The following is a 16,892-nucleotide window of genomic DNA, read 5'->3' as shown; positions in this document are numbered from 1 at the left end:
TATGAAAAAATATTTTTTACTGTTAGCTATATTTATTGCAGCTTTAAATCTAAGACCGATTATTACATCGGTTGCCCCTTTGCTTCGTACGATGCAAAATGATCTGGCCATGAGTGGGCTAACCGCAAGTCTGCTGACGACATTGCCTGTCTTATGCATGGGGATTTTCGCTCCAGCGGCAACGGCATTGCGTGATCGAATAGGGCTTGAGCGAACTATTTTTATAGCATTATTTCTCATTACAGGGGCAACCGCTTTGCGGGGGATCGTGAGCTCTGTCTTTATATTGGTTATAACTGCGCTAGTTGGCGGAATCGGGATCAGCTTGGCAGGGCCGCTGCTGTCTGGCTTTATTAAAAAGTATTTCCCCACAAAGCCCGGGATTGTAAGTGTTTATTCCGCTTCGATGACCGTAGGGGCAGCTATTGCCTCTGCCTTTGCCATACCTTTATACAATCGCAGCAATCACAGCTTAACGCTGACTTTGTCATGCTGGGCTATTTTCGGCGTGGTGGCCTTAATCGTTTGGTCGGCTTTTCTTGGGAACAGGGGGAGTAAGGGGAATGAGGGGAACAAGGAAAGCTTAGTACGATCTAGTTCCAAACTTCCTTCAAGGCTGCCAATTCGCAATAAAAAAGCGGTTCTGTTGACCTTATTTTTCGGATTAATGGCCAGTGTGTTTTATTCGGTTACGGCGTGGATTTCACCGATTGCCCTGAGCTTCGGATATAGTGCAGCAAGCGCGGCTATGCTCCTTACCGTTTTTACGATTATTCAAATTCCGGTATCGTTAACGATTCCTTTTCTTGTAGCTAGGTCTGGGAAACGGAGATTTTATCTGATCCTTTGCAGTGTGTCTGAGCTAATCGGGATTGTTATGCTGCTTTTCCATCTGCCAATGCTGCCTGCTGTAATATTGCTAGGCATTGGGGCAGGAGGGTTGTTTCCACTGGCGCTTATGCTGCCGATTGTCGAGACGGACACGCCGGAGGAAGCAGGAGCATGGTCGGCGATGTCTCAGTGCGGCGGCTACATCATAGGCGCAATGGGGCCATTATTAATTGGAGGGATTTATGATAGTAGTGGGAGCTTTATGGCTGCGCTTGTTGCGATGGTTGCTGTTATTGTGGTGATGATTGGGGTGCAGGTGGTTATTACTGGGGGGAAGAGTGAGGGGGAGGCGAGTATATAAAGGTACTGAGTACCAGCATAAACATTCATCAAGGGGCCTTAACTCAGCTGGGAGAGCGCATCGCTGGCAGCGATGAGGTCAGGGGGTCGATCCCCCTAGGTTCCACCATAATATAAAGGTCAAAACCCTTGAGGAATCAAAGGTTTTTTTGATTTTTTAGAGATATACCATAAAGGCATATTATCAAAATATATATCTTGGAGACGAATTGGGGACGAAAAAATGGTATGCCATTACGTACCGTTTTCTTTTGAGATAATTTCTGCTTTCGGAGACAATATAGTGTTGAATGTATTGGCAGCCGCCTGATCTATCGATTGTAGAGCGTGACCGTAAATATTCATTGTAGTACGGATATTTGCATGCCCAAGTCGGCTTGAAATCGTTTTAGAATGAACACCTTGATTATAAGTAAAGTTGCAGAGGTATGACGTAAGTCGTGAAACCGGATTTTTTAAAAATAGGAGTTTACTTACAGAGCAGAAGTAGGGGGTTATCGAAGATAATAATAGAGAGGTTGGGAATGGATATGCCCCTACCTCTCTATTATTTAATCAAGTTTTTAATCTTTTTAGTAAGGACCGAGCACAGTCCAAACATCGTAGAGATTACTATTCAGATCTGGAGGTTGATTTTGCGTCCACCATTTGGCTTTATACTTCACTCCGTTATAAGAAACAATGTCATCTTGATCATAAATGGAGGAAGCGCTCCATGGCGTATAGGAAGCGTCAACTTGAACCGTCACCGAGTTACTTTCCGTAGACAAATTACTAAAGCCATCCCGAGCTTTGACAGTAAATGTATATGAACCACTTGTTAATCCACTGATCGTAGCGGAGTTGCTAGTCGTTCTTGCTTTAGCAAATGGATCGTTATTCACATAAATGTCATAACCGATCAATCCAATATTGTCCGTAGAAGCTGTCCAATTCAAGGTAACTGTATCACTGATAGTACTAACAACTAGATCGGTTGGTGCTAGTGGTGCTTCTGTGTCGTTAGGTACGGCACCTGGCGTAGGTAAATTTGATATAATTTGTTTCAAATTGGGTAGGGTGCCGATTCTATCATTAGCCATATCGGAAGTCGGGGTATTGAACGGTAACCATCTCAGTATGCTACGAATTTCAGCTGGCGAATACGGCTCGCCGAAATTAGCCTTAGCGATCCCTTGCAGTTGTAGAATCGCACCTACAACGACAGGTGAAGCGGAAGATGTTCCATTGAAATAGTCGGTATAACCAGTTGTCGAAGCAGTACTTGTTGCACTTAAGGTAGCAACGTTCTCACCAATACCGAAAACGTCGATTCGATTGCCATGGCTACTAAAGTCGAGTCTGTAGTGAGGTGCAGTTGATGATCCCGCTCCTACAAGTATTGCTCCAGAATCTTTGAAATCTGGAAGATCCCGATTGTAGATGTATTTATTATCCCAATGCTGGTACTGATCGAGATCAGCACCACCGTTGGCTCCAGCTTCTACAACGACAATACCTAAGCTTGTTGCATATTGGATGGCATCAAACTCTGCTGGCTGTGTTTCGATAGGTAACCAAGGACCGCCAAAACCGATCTGTATTTCGAGCAGAATAACGTCACCCGGAGATAATACTTGTGTGGCCGCTAAAATGGCTTCTGCTGCGCCACCTTCACGAACTAAAGAGGATACAAAGGGCGTTGCTTTGTTAGCTAGCCCGATATTGCCGATAGCATTGTCAACCGCGGATACAACCCCGAGTACAGCCGTACCGTGACTACCATCTCCATCATTAATGCCACCTGGCAAAAGCTGTATGTTATGAGCGGCTAGATCTTCATGATTTAATGCCCAACTCCACTCGATATCGGCCCACTGGGTGCCTTTTCCATCGCCACCTTCAAATTGCCAAGCATACGGAGCGTTAATACCTAGAGGATCAGCTTGCGCATAACTTTGTAATGAGAAGCGTGGATCGTTATCTGGAAGGACAGTTGTTGTGTTCGGAAAAGGTGTATTGGCTAATTCTGGTTTTTTGCTTAAATAGGCTTCCTCAACGAGCGACAAGCTTCGCAACTTTTGTAACAACTGTTCGACGTCAGCGCCAGCAGGAATTTTGGAATAATAATAGCGATCAAACACGGATTCAAACGGACTAGCAGTAATGCCCTTGTTAGCTGACGGTAAGAATTGCTGCGAGATTAGCGGGTCAAACGATAATTCTGGGATAGCTGATAGCGGCGATACTTCTTGTTGCAATTGAAGTGTTCCTTCTTTACTTGGAAGGAAGGCTTGTTGTTTAAGTTTGACAACTATTTTCTCTTCGAATATTGAAGTTGCAGTGTTTGAGAATGATGTACTCGTCGGAAAGGACTGTCCACTCTCTGAAGCGTATGCTCCATTTGACAAAGTACCTAATGATAAAAGCAAGGTCGAGGCTAGAGCGACGGACAACGTTTTTTTAAATTGGGAATAAGTATGTATAATAGTAATCTCTCCTTTGTAATCGTTTCTTTTTTTAGTTCCAAGCACTACCGTATAGAAATCAATAGTAATCAAAAAGCTGAACGCTAGTAATAAAGAGTAGCCGAGTGCGATAGGTTACGTTCTGATTAAATGCGAATACAAGTCTATCATTTCCTCCCATCCAATATATTGATTTTTCTGTTTCTATCTGGATGAATAGGCTAACAATTTACAGTATAAGTTAAGGCGAATATTGGATCAAAGCTGAGGTAAGCGTAAACAAAGACAGTAATATACAGATATCAGGTTAAAACTTCTATTTACTCTATTTCCCATAGGTTCAGTAGGAGATAATGTCGAATAATTCCCCTTTTAATGTAATTTATTGTTATGAACTGGTTCTGAACTCCTAATTTTCAAAAAGAAACCGACTAATCCGGTAGAGCGCGTCGCTGGCAGCGATGAGGTCATCTAGAGAAAATAGTGTTAGTATAAACGGATATTGGGGATCTTTTAAACCAAAGATAAAGTCGAAAAGCCGCATCAACAGGCATACTGTTCATGTGGCTTTTATCGTATGAAATTCAAGCTGAAGGAGTATGGGGTATTAAAGCTCAAATTCGCGAGATCTTTATTAGACTGTCAGATTTAAAGCGCAGTGCAGCGAAAAATGCGCTCAGGCCGTCTAATAGGTGGAGGTGATCATTCAGTGAAGCCGGCCGGCTCGAATAACAAGGAAAATTTCCCGAAAGATCCCACTCAAGCTCTAGAGCAGCTGATGGAAAGCTTTGGCTCGACGATCATGCGCACCGCTTATTTTTATACCGGCGATCGGCATTTTGCCGAGGATATCAGTCAGGAGGTATTTCTTCGCGCTTATCGCAACTGGAACTCGTTTCGTGGAGATAGCGCGGTTAAAACCTGGTTGACGACGATCGCTATCAACGTTTGCCGGGACAAGATGGGCGTGCGGATGTTTACGGAACAGCCGACCGATCCGAGCCTGATGGAGCGGGGACGGATATTCAACGTGGAAGAAGAAGCGCTTAAAAGATTGCAGAAAAGCGAGATTTTGCGGCATATGCTGCGTCTGCCTCTGCCGTATCAGGAGGCTTTGTATTTATATTATTATTTGGACTTGGACACACGGGAAATTGCGAAAGCGACGTCGTCGCCCGAGGGTACCGTGAGAAACAGACTGCACCGGGCGCGCGAGGCGTTGGCTCGGGAGATGCGCAAGGAGGAGACAGACGATGACGGACATGGAGCGTAATTTACGTCAAGATTTGCAAAAGGAGATGGATGATATGTTGTTTTCTAGAATGGAATTGAGCGATAGCGTTAAACAGAAGATCAGGAAACAAGCCGCCGCGGAGCAGAGAAGCCGCCGTCGATTCGTTCTTCCGAAAGCCTGGCTTGCAGGATCGGCAGCGCTGGTCGCGGCAGTCGTCATAGTGACGGCATTGCCGATGCTGCAAGAGCCCGCCGCAGTCCCGACGCCAACGGATTCGCCCGGAATCGTGCTGCCCGGAAACGGAGGAGCCACAGGTTCGGAGTTGTCCCAATTGATGACAACTCCGTTAGGAACGACGGAGGCAGCGAAAGCAGCTTTCGGTTCCGGTGTGCTTGTTCCTCAAGTCGCCCCGGAAGGCTTCAAGCTGGCTGAGATCGTCGGCGTGGGAATGAAGGACCAACCGCTCAGAGATTTAAACTTCACATACGGCTCGGATGATAAGACGGTGACGTTCAGCGCGAGCCGCATGCCGGCGGCGTTCCCGACAGACCTGTTCACACCGACCAAAGTGGGCGGAGCGGACGGCTTTATTTTCGAGCAAGCCGAGTTCACGGAGCTGTTCTGGGTGGTTGACGGCATTCAGTATGGCGTGTCCGGTCCGATTTCGGGCGACGAGGCCATGAAGGTAGCCGAATCTGTGGAGCCTTAATGAGTTGATGCGTGTATATCGTGAATGAATGGAACGCCCCACCCGTCGAATGCTAGATAAATTGGGGTAATGTAATATCCCCATAGGAGACGTGCAGATGAGATTAGCCGTTTTCAACTATAACAAAGAGAAACTGCCCAGACCCGGCCACAGCCAGGTTTGGGCAGTTTCTCTTTGTTAGTTGAATGTCTTCAGAAGGCGTTTCGCCGTCCCATTAAAAAAGCTATAGCCAGATCGATCTTGTCATCATCATTAAAATGACCTGAAACGATGGAATTGGGTGAGGAAATTCGATTATCATCAACTGAATGATCTTCTATCTGAAATTCCCCATTGCCGTCTCCAAGCAACACGCTTAGATGGTTTGATCCAGTGACCATAGCCAAGGCGATGAAAATCACTGAATTAAAAGACCAACTTGCTGCCAAGTCGACAAATGAGATCATTCATCCGTACAAAGATGCAGCAGCCTCCGATTGGGCACTGAACAGCATTGCAGACTCCTTGCAGGCTGGTATCGTTACTGGAATGCCCAGGTGCAAGGCTTGCACCGAAGCAGGACATTACAAGAGCTGAAGTTGCCTTAATCGTTCAACGACTGCTTCAATAATCTGATCTTATTTAATACATGTTTTTCAAAGAGGGCTATCCAACAACAGAAATGTGAACTGCACTCCGTCAAGTATACCGAACAATAAATAAAAGTTGTTAAGCGGCCTCAGCCCTGAATTGCATGGGACTGAGGCCGTTTTATTTTGCTTGCAAACGTTCCTGAGACGAACCTTTATCAGAGGTTACCCTATTTTTCATTTCCGCCAAAAAGTTGAACAATCCGCCTTATCCCAAATATTAAACTCAATCATTTTCTCAAGTAATGAGTAATCGACCGGACTATCCCATTTGATACGCATCAACAGATTGGTGTGATCATAGCCAGCCTGTACAATTTCATCAGAAAAATGAGTAATGCCGACCTTTTCAGGAGCAATAGCCAAATGCGCTTTAGCTATGCTAAAGCCGATAATATAGGTGTCGTGATCGGTAAACATAGGCTGATTCCACGCGATTTTTGGCATTAAATTTGGAAATGTCGCAGCCACCCAAGCCAAAACCTCTTCGGTTCTAGCCCGATGCATCGGGTTATCTATATTCGCTAAATAATCTGCAAAAACTTCCATGTTTTTACCTCCGGGCTCAAACCCCTGTAATGTTCTAGCTCCTCCCAAACAACAAAAGGATTAAACAAATTTAGACTAAGTATATCAATGAAAGAATCAACTTTCCAGAGCAGCAGGTTTACAGGCGGAGGACGCTAATCAATGCTACTTTTCCAGATGGGCCTGTTATGGCGGGGCCAATGGTAGCGATATTAGGGAATGTTTTCCAAAGATTCTTTCTGGCCACCCGTCCTTTGGACATTGAAGGAGAGTCCGTAATGGAGGAAGTGAAACCGCGTCAATAATTTTGTGGAAAAGTGATTTAAAATATTAGCCAGTTAATAAGTGATGATTCCTGTTTTGAACTTTTGAACAGGAGTCATCTTTTTTCAATTCTCATTATCATTCTTTGAGGTCTTCATAAAAATGAACTAGTAGTATAGTTTAATATCCCCTTTTTAATAGGTTTTTTCAATTAGTTCTAGCGAATCATTGATAAAAAATGAACGTATAGTATAAAATTAAATTGTAAATAAATTCTAAATACCAAAGGAGATTCCCAATGACAACAAATCACCATACGGAACCCGCCCAGTCGAAAACCGATTATTTGAACGAAGCGTTTATTCGAAATCCGCATCCCATCTATGCAGAGGTACGCGAGCAAGAATCAGTATCCCGTTTTCTTTTGCCCAGTGGCCACTATGCGTGGCTTGTTACGGCGTATGAGGACGTTGCAGCAGTATTAAGCGATTCGCGATTTGTGACCAACCATCCGGTAGAGGAAGGAGTAGAGCTTCCGTCCCATGTGGAGATTATTTCCCGAAATCTAAGCAATGTGGATGCAACCGATCACCGCAGACTTAGGCGTTTGGTGCAAAAAGCCTTTACCCCAAGAATGGTGGATCAGCTTAGGGGGCGGATCGAGGAGCTGACCAATGATCTTCTTGATCAAGTTCAGGCAAAGGGAGAAATGAATTTGATTGAGGATTTTGCATTCCCTTTGCCCATCAAAGTAATTTGCGAAATGCTAGGGGTTCCGATTGAGGATCAGGATAAGTTCAGTGATTGGTCGAGCGCCATCATGGAAGGATTTAATAATCCGAAGCATGCCGAACGCAGCGAGCAAGCGTTGATTGCATTCATCGATTATTTGCAGCACTTAATTGCCAGAAGACGAAGCGATCTTAAGCAGGATTTGATCAGCGACCTCATTCGTGTCGAGGAAGATGGAGATATGCTTAGCGAGCATGAGCTGTATGCGATGATATTCGTGCTTATCATTGCGGGTCATGAAACGACGGTGAATTTAATCGGCAACGGCGTGCTGTCATTATTGGAGCATCCGGAGCAGCTGGAGCAGCTGAAAAATGAGCCTGAGCTGATCCATTCGGCAATAGAAGAAATTTTGCGCTATGACGGGCCCGTTGAGGTCAACAATATGAGATTGGCGACAGAAGACGTCGAGCTTCAAGGCAAGCAGATCCGCAAGGGGGAAATGGTGTTTGTTGCGCTAGCTTCGGCGAATCGAGATGACAATCATTTTACGGATCCCAATACGTTCGACATTACACGAAAAGTGAACGACCATCTCGCTTTCGGCAAAGGGATTCATTTCTGCATGGGCGCTCCTTTGGCAAGATTAGAAGGGGAAATTGCCATTAGCACATTGCTTCGGCGCATGCCTGAACTTAGATTGAAAACGAATCGCGAATCACTGAATTGGCGTCATGGCATCATTATTCGCGGCTTGAAAGAAATTCCGCTCGTGTTTTAGATGATGGATGGAAAGGAGAGTTTAGATGGACGAAATAACTGATCTTCTCGTCATTGGCGGAGGTCCGGTAGGCATGTTTGCTTGCTTCTATGGTGGTTTGCGTCATGCGAGTGTTAAGCTGCTTGAAAGTATGCCACAACTGGGAGGGCAGCTTGCAGCCTTATACCCGGAGAAATATATTTATGATGTTGCCGGCTTTCCGAAAGTGACTGCACAAGCTCAAAAATTCGGCAATCGATATTCGAACACCGTGGGAAATTGCGTCTCTAGAGGGTATAGATTATATTGAGCATGTACAGCTTCAGCATTGCGCTTCAGGAATAGTAGAGGAAATGGAAGTGGAAGCCGTCGGATTCGGTGAGGCACCGATGGCTGTTAACAACGCCATGACCTATATCGATCCAGATGCTAAGTTGTCCCTGGGACATAGCAGCAATATGAAAATCCCACAGCTATCTTAGCTTCAACCAATAGGAAGAAAGGAGGACTGAGCATGGCCATATACACATGGGTGGATAAAGAGACATGTATAGCTTGTGGCGCTTGCGGTGCTGCGGCTCCAGATATTTTTGATTATGACGGAGATGGGCTTGCTGAGGTGTTCTATGGTGGAGACGGAAATCGCGGTGTAACTGCAATTGAAGATGACGAACTCATGAATGATTTTCAGGATGCGCAGGACGGATGTCCAACCGATTCGATCAAAGCTGCGGATAAACCATTCTCATTGAGCTAATTATAATCCATCTCCTGAAAAGCGATATCCGATGCCTCGCACGGTATGATTATGACGCGGATCCAGTTAATAAACACGCTGAGGTTGTTGTTATCATAATTCTCCTGCTTTCTAGATATGTTGATAAATATCTCTTTTGGTCAGAACGCGGTCGGCATTTCTCATAAATATGTGCAGCAGCTCGCATTCATATTGGATGCTGTTGTGCTTTTGGGCAATGCATCTTCATCTGCAGTGAAAGGGATTATGCGCATTCAATGAAGGCGCATGATCCCTTTTATTTATAGGGTTACGGGGTTCATAGGGACTCGTATTTGGCATTTCCATCACCAATCCACCTGCATATAATCTTTCAAAAACACACCCGTGAGTGGTCGCTCAGCCTCTGATCCTTCATAGATGGGATCGCAAATTCTAGCAGCTGCATCGTTAAAGTCCAAGGGCAAAATAATCTCTCGACTGGTCTGTACATGCTCTGGGAACTGATTGGATACCCATCCAGGATCTACGCTGGTTATGAATATTCGCTGTTTTTTATATTCTTTTGACATTGTTAGGGTCATCATATTAAGCGAGGCTTTTGCCATGTTGGTGTGGATATGATAACCGCCTTTTCTTTTCATATTAAATTTGCCTTCTGCAGCAGATACATTTACGATAAAACGATTTTGATGGGGACTTCTCAACATCATTTCTTTCAATTTTGTATTGAGCAAAAATGGAGCGGTTACGTTGATTAATTGAACTTCAAGCATTTCAACAATCGAAATTTGATGAGACTGAGCCGTCCATGAGTTATGTAATGGCGTATGATGAGCCATCATTCCCATTTCTTTATTCATTAGCTGTAAATGCTGAAAATCATTTATTTCATTTTCACCCGTAGATTTAAGAAAGTGCGAAATGGTTGTACTGTCAGCGATTAATTGCTGGTTGCCAATCATTTGTTTTTGGAGCTCTGGTGATAGTTTAATGAAAACACCTTCCCGCTAAGAAGGAGATGGAGGTCTAACTCCTCCTCACCTTTATAATTGAAGCTGCAAGCCCTTAATTTCGCTTATTTGCGAATTAAGGGCTTTTTTATTTTAACGAGATGAGCCAGATGGTGGAATAGGAGGGCAATTTGGATGGTTGGAAACGATAGGCTGAAACGTAGTAAAGAAAGGGAAGCTACATCTTTTAGGCCAAAGCAAGTCTTGACAGACAATAAGGTATCGTATACATTTGTATACATAACGATTTTGTATACGATTGTATACAAGAAACCGAAAGGGGAAATTGAAATGCGTGATGGGCATAGATATAAAGACAAACGTGGTCATGGAGAACATGGGGAACACCGGGGGCATGGGCATCATCATAAGCACGGGGTGCAAGCGCAGACGTTTCGCCGTGGCAGGGCTCTTGCCTTTCTGGAATCGCTTAATGTGAAGCGGTCAACTTTGCAGCGGCAATTAGACGAGCCTGAGTTTGAGTCGATTAAGCAGGTTATTAGCGGCGAGTTAAAAGCGACAGACACGATCATCCAAGAGTTTATCCATGTGTTTCAGCTTTATGACCTAACCAATGATTCTCCAATTACTGAAGAGAAATCAAGCGGCGACAATATCGTTAACGATAACGTTGGGGACGATCAGAGTAATCCCTAACGCGAAAATAGTTAATTTTGGGGCCATGGAGCCACTATAAAAATGGAGGTGGTGATTCGACTTGAAACCGAACGGCATATTAAAACCCTACTTCGCTGCAACATGGCGCATGTATATTTCTTCTATTGCACTGCATGCAATCGCCAGCATCATATATGCCTACTTTCCGAAATTGCTAGGCGACTTTACAGACCGACTGCAGTCAGGGGATTTGGTCCAGCACGATGTCGTGCGTTACAGCCTGCTCCTGCTGGTGATCGGTATGGGTTATGCGCTTCTCGGAGGGTATGGTCAATATCTTGTCATGTATGTAGGCCGATTGTTTGACTACATTACTCGTCGTCGGCTTTATACGCACTTCTCGGAGCTAAGCGAGCACTATTATTCTAAAAATGGCGTGGGCAAAATGCTGAATTACTTTATGAATGATGTTACCGGCGTAAGGGAATCCCTCTCCATGGGGATTAACCAGCTCGCGATGGCTTCGATGCTATTATTGTCCTGCATTGGCGCAATGATGCTGAGCGATATTCCATTTTATCTCATCGCTGCATCTGTCGGGCCTTTGTTCTTGATTCCTTGGATCGTGATGCGTTTTGGCCCGGTCATTCGCAAACGTTCTCTGCATGTGCAGGAGGCGCTCGGCACGATGACAGAATCGGCTGAGGAGCAGATCAGCGGTATACGCGTGACGAAGAAGTTTGCAGTCGAGCAGATCATGATTGAGCGGTTTGGTTCGGATGTCGATCGCATCCGCGATAATCAGCTGTCGCTCGTAAGGATATCCTCGCTTTTTCAGGCGCTTGTGCCATTCCTCGGTTCTATGTCCTTGATTATGGCGCTCGCGCTTGGCGGTTACCTGACCATTACGGATAAAATCACATTAGGCGATTTCGTCGCGCTCACTATGTACATCCGAATGTTGATGAATCCTTTGCAGCAGATCGGCAACGTGATCAATACGCTGCAGCGCTCGCGCGCATCCTTGCAGCGTCTGAATGAATTGGTCGCCATACAGCCGGACATCGTCGAGGCAGAAAATGCGGTGCCGATCGAGCTCGAACAAAGTGCAATACATTTGCAAGATTTGACCTTCACCTATCCAGATGCGTCATCGCCTGCTTTACGGCAAATTGAACTAGTCATCGAACCCGGTACGACGCTCGGCATCGTAGGGCGAACAGGCAGCGGCAAAACAACTCTTGTCAAACTGCTCCTGCGCACATATGAAGCGCCGGAGAGGGTGATTCAGATCGGCGGTACGAGTATTCGCGGCATTAAGCTGGAAAGCTTGCGCGGCCAGATCGCCTATGTGCCGCAGGACGGATTTCTGTTCAGCACGACGATTGGCGAGAATATCGCCTTTGCCAAACGCGAAGCGGGGAAGGACGAGATTGAAACGGCAGCCAAGCAGGCGCGCATTTACGACAATATTATCGATTTCCCCGATGGCTTCGAGACGAAGCTTGGGGAGAAGGGAATCACCTTGTCTGGAGGGCAGCGCCAGCGAACGAGTCTCGCGCGAAGTTTGATGAAACAGGCTCCGCTAATGATTCTCGATGATAGCGTCAGTGCTGTCGATGCGGTAACCGAAACCGAGATTGTGAAGACGATCCAGGAAGTGCGCCGTAATAAGACGACTGTTATTATCGCGCACCGAATCAGCGCCTTGAAGCATGCTGATCTAATCATTGTCATGGACGAGGGCAGGATTGTTCAGCGTGGCAAGCACGAGGAGCTGCTCGCGCAGCCGGGGCAGTACGCCGAGCTTCATGCCATCCAAGAGGAGGGAAGCAGGCATGCCGCAGGGCAATAACCATAAGCAGACGGATCAGAAGATTGACCTTGGAAAGAAGCCGAAACCCCAATATCGATCTGCCTTTGGCATTATTAGATCCTATGTGGGACCGCATCGGTTCACCTTTGCCTTGGTCATATTATGTACGATAATCGCCATTATGTCTGAGCTGTTCCAGCCATACTTGATCAAGGTAGCGATCGACGATAATCTAATGGCCGGGAACAAGGAATACGGCAGCATTCTGGTCATCTGCTTGATCTATTTTGGACTGGCGGCATCAGAATTGTTGTTTAGCTATCTTCAAAACAATCTGCTCCAACATGCCGGGCAAAGCATCGTGGCCCGAATACGAAAGCAGCTATTTGAACATATGACGAAGCTTTCCTTGTCCTATTTTGACAAGATGCCCAGCGGCAATCTCATTACGCATATTTCCAGTGATACGGAAGCTGTAAACCAATTTTTCAACCAAGTGCTGCTTACGCTGCTGCGCGACGGCCTTACGCTGCTCTTCATCTTGATTATGTTGTTTCAGCTTGACGCAACACTCGGCGCTTATTGTCTGGTGCTGCTCCCGATTACCGCATTTATCGCGATCGCATTCCGTTCTTACATGCGCAAAACGTATCAGCTGGCGCGGACCCGTTTGTCCCGTCTTGTGGCGTTCGTAACCGAGAACCTGTCAGGCATGAACCTCATTCAAGTTTTCCATCAGCAAAAAGCGCAGGCCGAGCAATTCAATGTACGGAATGAGGCCTATTTTAAAGCTAATATTCGTGAAATACGCACGATGGTATTATTTAATCGGTCGTTTGATTTGCTCAGCAATCTTACAATTGCTTTCATTATCTGGATCGGCGGCAAAGCGGTACTAGGCCAAGTACTTGAATTCGGCGTTCTGTACGCGTTCATCACGTATATTCGCCAATTTTTCCAGCCGATTAATGCGATCACTCAGCAGTGGAACACGCTCCAGTCAGCTACGGTCGCCGTGAACCGAATTTGGGGCGTGCTTGATACCGAGCCGGAAATCGTAGATCGTCCTAATCCGCTTCGAATCGAAAGGGAGTCGGTAGAGGGACGCCTCGATTTCAATCAGATTACGTTTGGTTATGAGGGCGTTTCACCGATATTCAGCGGACTCGACCTTCACATCCATTCGGGAGAGATGATTGGCTTCGTCGGTACGACGGGCGCAGGCAAAAGCTCGCTGATGAGTTTGCTTTGCCGGTTCTATGACGTGCAGGAGGGCAGCATTCTCATCGACGGCAACGATATTCGAGATTTAAAGCAGGCCGACTTGCACCGGATCGTCGGTCTAGTTCAACAAGAGCCTTATCTTTATGCGGGCACCATCATCGACAACGTCCGGATGTTCGATGAGGCTATCTCCCGTGAAGCTGTCGTTCGCGCATGCGAATTCGTAGGTGCCGACCAACTCGTCAAACGGATGAAGGGCGGCTACGACACGAGATTGTCCGAACGCGGCAGCGGGCTGTCAGCGGGCGAGCGGCAGCTGCTGTCCTTCGCGCGCATCCTCGTCTTCCAGCCGAAAATTCTGATTTTGGACGAAGCGACCGCGAATCTGGATTCCTACACGGAGCAGCTCATCCAACAAGCGCTGCATGTCGTGTCCGCAGGTCGAACGACAATCGTCATTGCGCATCGCTTGTCGACCATCATGCAGGCTGATCGAATTATCGTCCTGCGGCATGGAGCCATTGTCGAAGCGGGGTCACATTCAGAGCTGCTGGAAAATAGAGGCTACTACGATGAATTGTATCGCCATTCGCAAGGGGAGGCGAACCAAGAGGCTATCCCCGCTGCCTCAGGCGGATAATTGACTTCATCCCAATTCAACCGAATTCAACCGAATGCATAAAACTTCACCTAATTCTGAATCACATCTTCCAACAAAAAGCTGGAGCCCCTCACAGGGCTCCAGCTTTTTGCATAATTACGCTATCCTTTCCGCAAGGCTCATTTCCACACACATGAGGATAAAAGCGCCTGCGCCATGCAGATCATTTTCGCTAGTAGGGCGGGCAATATAGTGGGCGTAGTCGCCAATTCCTGTACCGATGCAAATTTGGCCGATGATGACGCTGCCATTCTCATCAAGCTTCAGTGTATCAATTACGCCTTGATAGCCCTTCCAAGCATATTGCAAATACTTGGCATCGAGATAGCCGAAGCGCACCGCTTTGGCAATGGCATGAACAAATAGGGCCGTACAGGAATTTTCCAGCCAATTATCCGGCTTGTCTGGTTTGTCAACAACCTGATACCATAAACCAGTCGCAGCATCTTGGAAGTTAGTCAGCGCGATGAGCAGGTCCTGAAGGATAGCGACTAGCGCTGCTTTATCCTTATGATCTTCAGGCAGGTATTCGAACATTTCCAGCAAAGCGACAGGGTACCAGCCGATTGCCCGGCCCCAGAACTCGGGAGCTAGCCCAGTAACCGGATCGGCCCAAGCCGCTTCCTTCGTCTCATCCCATCCGTGGTACAGCAGGCCTGTTTTCGGGTCCTTCGTATGTTTAGCCATCATCAGCGCTTGGAACGTCATCATGTCAAAATATTCGCTTTCGCCGAATGTTTGGCCGAACTGCACGGCAATCGGGCCCGCCATATATAACCCGTCCAGCCACATTTGATTCGGATAATGCTCCTTGTGCCAGAAGCCGCCCGACGGATTCGTTTTCCATGATTTTAATAGGGGAACGAGGGTGTGTAAAGCTTTTTTATACCGTTCGTCACCCGTTTGCTCATACAATCTAAAGAGAAGGACACCGGGCTGAATATCATCCAGTTCATCTGGCTTGTGCTTCTTAATGCTGCCATCTAAGAGAATTTGGCTGTCTACCCACCGCTTAATATATTCGCTGTATTTGTCCTTTTTCGTTTGCTGCCAGCATTTCTCCATTCCCGACAGAAACACGCCCTGATGATAGTGAAAACGGTCCGGCGGAAGCAATTCCGGCTCGAATTTGGCCATCAATGCCTCGCAGGCCTTCTCTGCCCATTGAATGGGGGAAAGGGTTTCTTGCATGTGGTTCATTCCTCCTTCTCGTATTAAGCCTATTTTAGCAGAGGAAAATGTACATTTTTTGCGAAAATGCCATCATTCTTCTTATATCTTGCAGGAAATAAGCAGAAGCGTATAATAAAATGACAGACGAAGAAGAGAGGCGGAGCTTTGGATGGGAGATTTTCAATTTGAAAATAGGGACGGGACTTTTTTGGTGTCCCACCGGAGGGCGTTAAGCCACAATATGCCTGCCAGCCATTTTCACAGTACGTATGAAATCTTTTATTTGATGTCTGGCAAACGGGAATTTTTCATTAAGGACAGGACGATGGTGATCAACGAAGGGGATGTTATTATTATCTCCCCCAATATTTTGCACCGGACAACCAATACGGAAACGCCCCAGCATGAGCGGCTTATTATTAATATTCATGAGCTTGAGATGGCCTCGGCTAATGGTTCCTATATGAACACTTTGCAGCCGCTGTTTGAGCAGGAGTACATGATAATTAAATGCTCTTTGCAGGACAGGCTATCCATCGAGGCCCTTTCAAGCCGTATCATCGAGGAAATTCAGGATAAGAAGGCGGGCTTCGAGATGTATGCGCAGACGTTGGTTCTGCAGCTGCTCCTTGTTTGCTGCCGGCATGTCAAACAAAACAGCATAGAGCCGTTAGAATCGCCAAGTCCGATGCATGAAAGAATTTCGGAGGTTGTCCGCTATATCAACAGCCATTATATGCAGGATCTTTCGCTTCATCTGCTAGCAGAGAAATTTTATGTCAGCCCCTATTATTTAAGCCGTTTTTTTAAAGAAGCGACGGGCTTTACGTTTGTGGAGTATTTGAACAGCGTCAGGATCAAGGAGGCGAAAAAGCTGCTGGAGCAATCGTCGATGAAGGTCAACCTGATTGCGAGGAAGGTAGGCTTCGGAAGTGTGACGCATTTTGGCCGAGTGTTCAAGTTAACGACTGGTCATAAGCCATTATTTTATAGAAAGGGGAATTGACTAAACCATGTCCTACGGGCGTGGTTTTTTTGTTGCTAAACATTCCATACCTTTTCCGAATGGTACGGGGTAGGATTCATTCGCCTCCCATTATAATATAAACTTCAAATAAGAAATGGAGGACCTATCCATTCACGACAGGGGGCAGACA

At 46.2% G+C, this 16,892-nt stretch carries 14 protein-coding genes, 1 tRNA gene and 1 pseudogene; 12 read left to right on the top strand and 4 right to left on the bottom strand.

What is annotated here, in order from left to right; all coding sequences use genetic code 11:
* Position 1 precedes the first annotated feature (1 nt).
* Together ABEW34_RS08180 and ABEW34_RS08175 are read left to right on the top strand one after the other, a co-directional pair.
* Positions 2–1,192 carry a CynX/NimT family MFS transporter gene (locus tag ABEW34_RS08180; RefSeq protein ID WP_430156912.1) on the top strand — a complete coding sequence of 397 codons (1,191 nt, stop codon included), beginning with the start codon at positions 2–4 and terminating at the stop codon, positions 1,190–1,192.
* Positions 1,193–1,224: 32 nt separating this feature from the next.
* Positions 1,225–1,300, top strand: a tRNA-Ala gene (locus ABEW34_RS08175).
* Between the two features lie 463 nt (positions 1,301–1,763).
* On the opposite strand, the gene ABEW34_RS08170 is transcribed toward ABEW34_RS08175, so the two are convergent.
* On the bottom strand, positions 1,764–3,731 hold the full coding sequence (locus tag ABEW34_RS08170; RefSeq protein WP_430156909.1) for a S8 family serine peptidase: 1,968 nt from the start codon (positions 3,729–3,731) through the stop codon (positions 1,764–1,766).
* Between the two features lie 616 nt (positions 3,732–4,347).
* On the opposite strand from ABEW34_RS08170, the gene ABEW34_RS08165 reads away from it, so the two are divergent.
* The 3 genes from ABEW34_RS08165 to ABEW34_RS08155 all read left to right on the top strand — a co-directional run bounded on the left by ABEW34_RS08165 (position 4,348) and on the right by ABEW34_RS08155 (position 6,157).
* Positions 4,348–4,911 carry an RNA polymerase sigma factor gene (locus ABEW34_RS08165; protein WP_430156908.1) on the top strand — a complete coding sequence of 188 codons (564 nt, stop codon included), beginning with the start codon at positions 4,348–4,350 and terminating at the stop codon, positions 4,909–4,911.
* Entirely contained in the window at positions 4,892–5,581 is a 690-nt protein-coding gene (locus ABEW34_RS08160; protein WP_430156906.1) for a DUF4367 domain-containing protein, read from the top strand. Before ABEW34_RS08165 ends, ABEW34_RS08160 begins: the two co-directional genes overlap by 20 nt.
* 372 nt (positions 5,582–5,953) lie before the next feature.
* A complete protein-coding gene (locus tag ABEW34_RS08155) occupies positions 5,954–6,157 on the top strand; it encodes a hypothetical protein (protein ID WP_430156904.1) in 204 nt (67 codons plus the stop codon).
* Between the two features lie 230 nt (positions 6,158–6,387).
* Here ABEW34_RS08155 and ABEW34_RS08150 read toward each other — a convergent pair whose 3' ends face one another.
* Positions 6,388–6,759, bottom strand: a complete 372-nt coding sequence (locus ABEW34_RS08150; protein ID WP_430156902.1) for an iron chaperone — start codon at positions 6,757–6,759, stop codon at positions 6,388–6,390.
* 541 nt (positions 6,760–7,300) lie between these two features.
* Here ABEW34_RS08150 and ABEW34_RS08145 point away from each other — a divergent pair.
* The 3 genes and pseudogenes from ABEW34_RS08145 (at position 7,301) to ABEW34_RS08135 (ending at position 9,251) form a co-directional block, all read left to right on the top strand.
* A complete protein-coding gene (locus ABEW34_RS08145; protein WP_430156899.1) occupies positions 7,301–8,515 on the top strand; it encodes a cytochrome P450 family protein in 1,215 nt (404 codons plus the stop codon).
* A 25-nt stretch (positions 8,516–8,540) separates the two neighbouring features.
* Positions 8,541–8,732 (top strand): annotated as a pseudogene (locus tag ABEW34_RS08140) (ferredoxin--NADP(+) reductase); the annotation flags it as partial.
* A 276-nt stretch (positions 8,733–9,008) separates the two neighbouring features.
* A complete protein-coding gene (locus ABEW34_RS08135) occupies positions 9,009–9,251 on the top strand; it encodes a ferredoxin (protein WP_099519796.1) in 243 nt (80 codons plus the stop codon).
* A 326-nt stretch (positions 9,252–9,577) separates the two neighbouring features.
* Here ABEW34_RS08135 and ABEW34_RS08130 read toward each other — a convergent pair whose 3' ends face one another.
* Entirely contained in the window at positions 9,578–10,195 is a 618-nt protein-coding gene (locus tag ABEW34_RS08130) for an SDR family NAD(P)-dependent oxidoreductase (RefSeq protein ID WP_430156897.1), read from the bottom strand.
* A 183-nt stretch (positions 10,196–10,378) separates the two neighbouring features.
* Here ABEW34_RS08130 and ABEW34_RS08125 point away from each other — a divergent pair, with 183 nt between their 5' ends.
* The 3 genes from ABEW34_RS08125 (at position 10,379) to ABEW34_RS08115 (ending at position 14,541) form a co-directional block, all read left to right on the top strand.
* Positions 10,379–10,900, top strand: coding sequence for a hypothetical protein (locus ABEW34_RS08125; protein WP_430156895.1), 522 nt, complete (start codon positions 10,379–10,381; stop codon positions 10,898–10,900).
* Positions 10,901–10,961: 61 nt separating this feature from the next.
* Positions 10,962–12,716 carry an ABC transporter ATP-binding protein gene (locus ABEW34_RS08120; protein ID WP_430156892.1) on the top strand — a complete coding sequence of 585 codons (1,755 nt, stop codon included), beginning with the start codon at positions 10,962–10,964 and terminating at the stop codon, positions 12,714–12,716.
* Complete coding sequence (locus ABEW34_RS08115; RefSeq protein ID WP_430156890.1) at positions 12,700–14,541, top strand: ABC transporter ATP-binding protein; 1,842 nt, start codon at positions 12,700–12,702, stop codon at positions 14,539–14,541. Before ABEW34_RS08120 ends, ABEW34_RS08115 begins: the two co-directional genes overlap by 17 nt.
* A 117-nt stretch (positions 14,542–14,658) precedes the next feature.
* Here ABEW34_RS08115 and ABEW34_RS08110 read toward each other — a convergent pair whose 3' ends face one another.
* Positions 14,659–15,753, bottom strand: coding sequence for a glycoside hydrolase family 88/105 protein (locus ABEW34_RS08110; RefSeq protein WP_430156889.1), 1,095 nt, complete (start codon positions 15,751–15,753; stop codon positions 14,659–14,661).
* Positions 15,754–15,904: 151 nt separating this feature from the next.
* On the opposite strand from ABEW34_RS08110, the gene ABEW34_RS08105 reads away from it, so the two are divergent.
* Complete coding sequence (locus ABEW34_RS08105) at positions 15,905–16,741, top strand: helix-turn-helix domain-containing protein (RefSeq protein WP_430156887.1); 837 nt, start codon at positions 15,905–15,907, stop codon at positions 16,739–16,741.
* Positions 16,742–16,892: the final 151 nt, after the last annotated feature.

Source organism: Paenibacillus algorifonticola, from assembly GCF_050481745.1.
Lineage (GTDB): Bacteria > Bacillota > Bacilli > Paenibacillales > Paenibacillaceae > Pristimantibacillus > Pristimantibacillus algorifonticola_A.
Note: the sequence above shows the minus strand (reverse complement) of the source record. Positions and strands in the feature narration are given on the sequence as shown.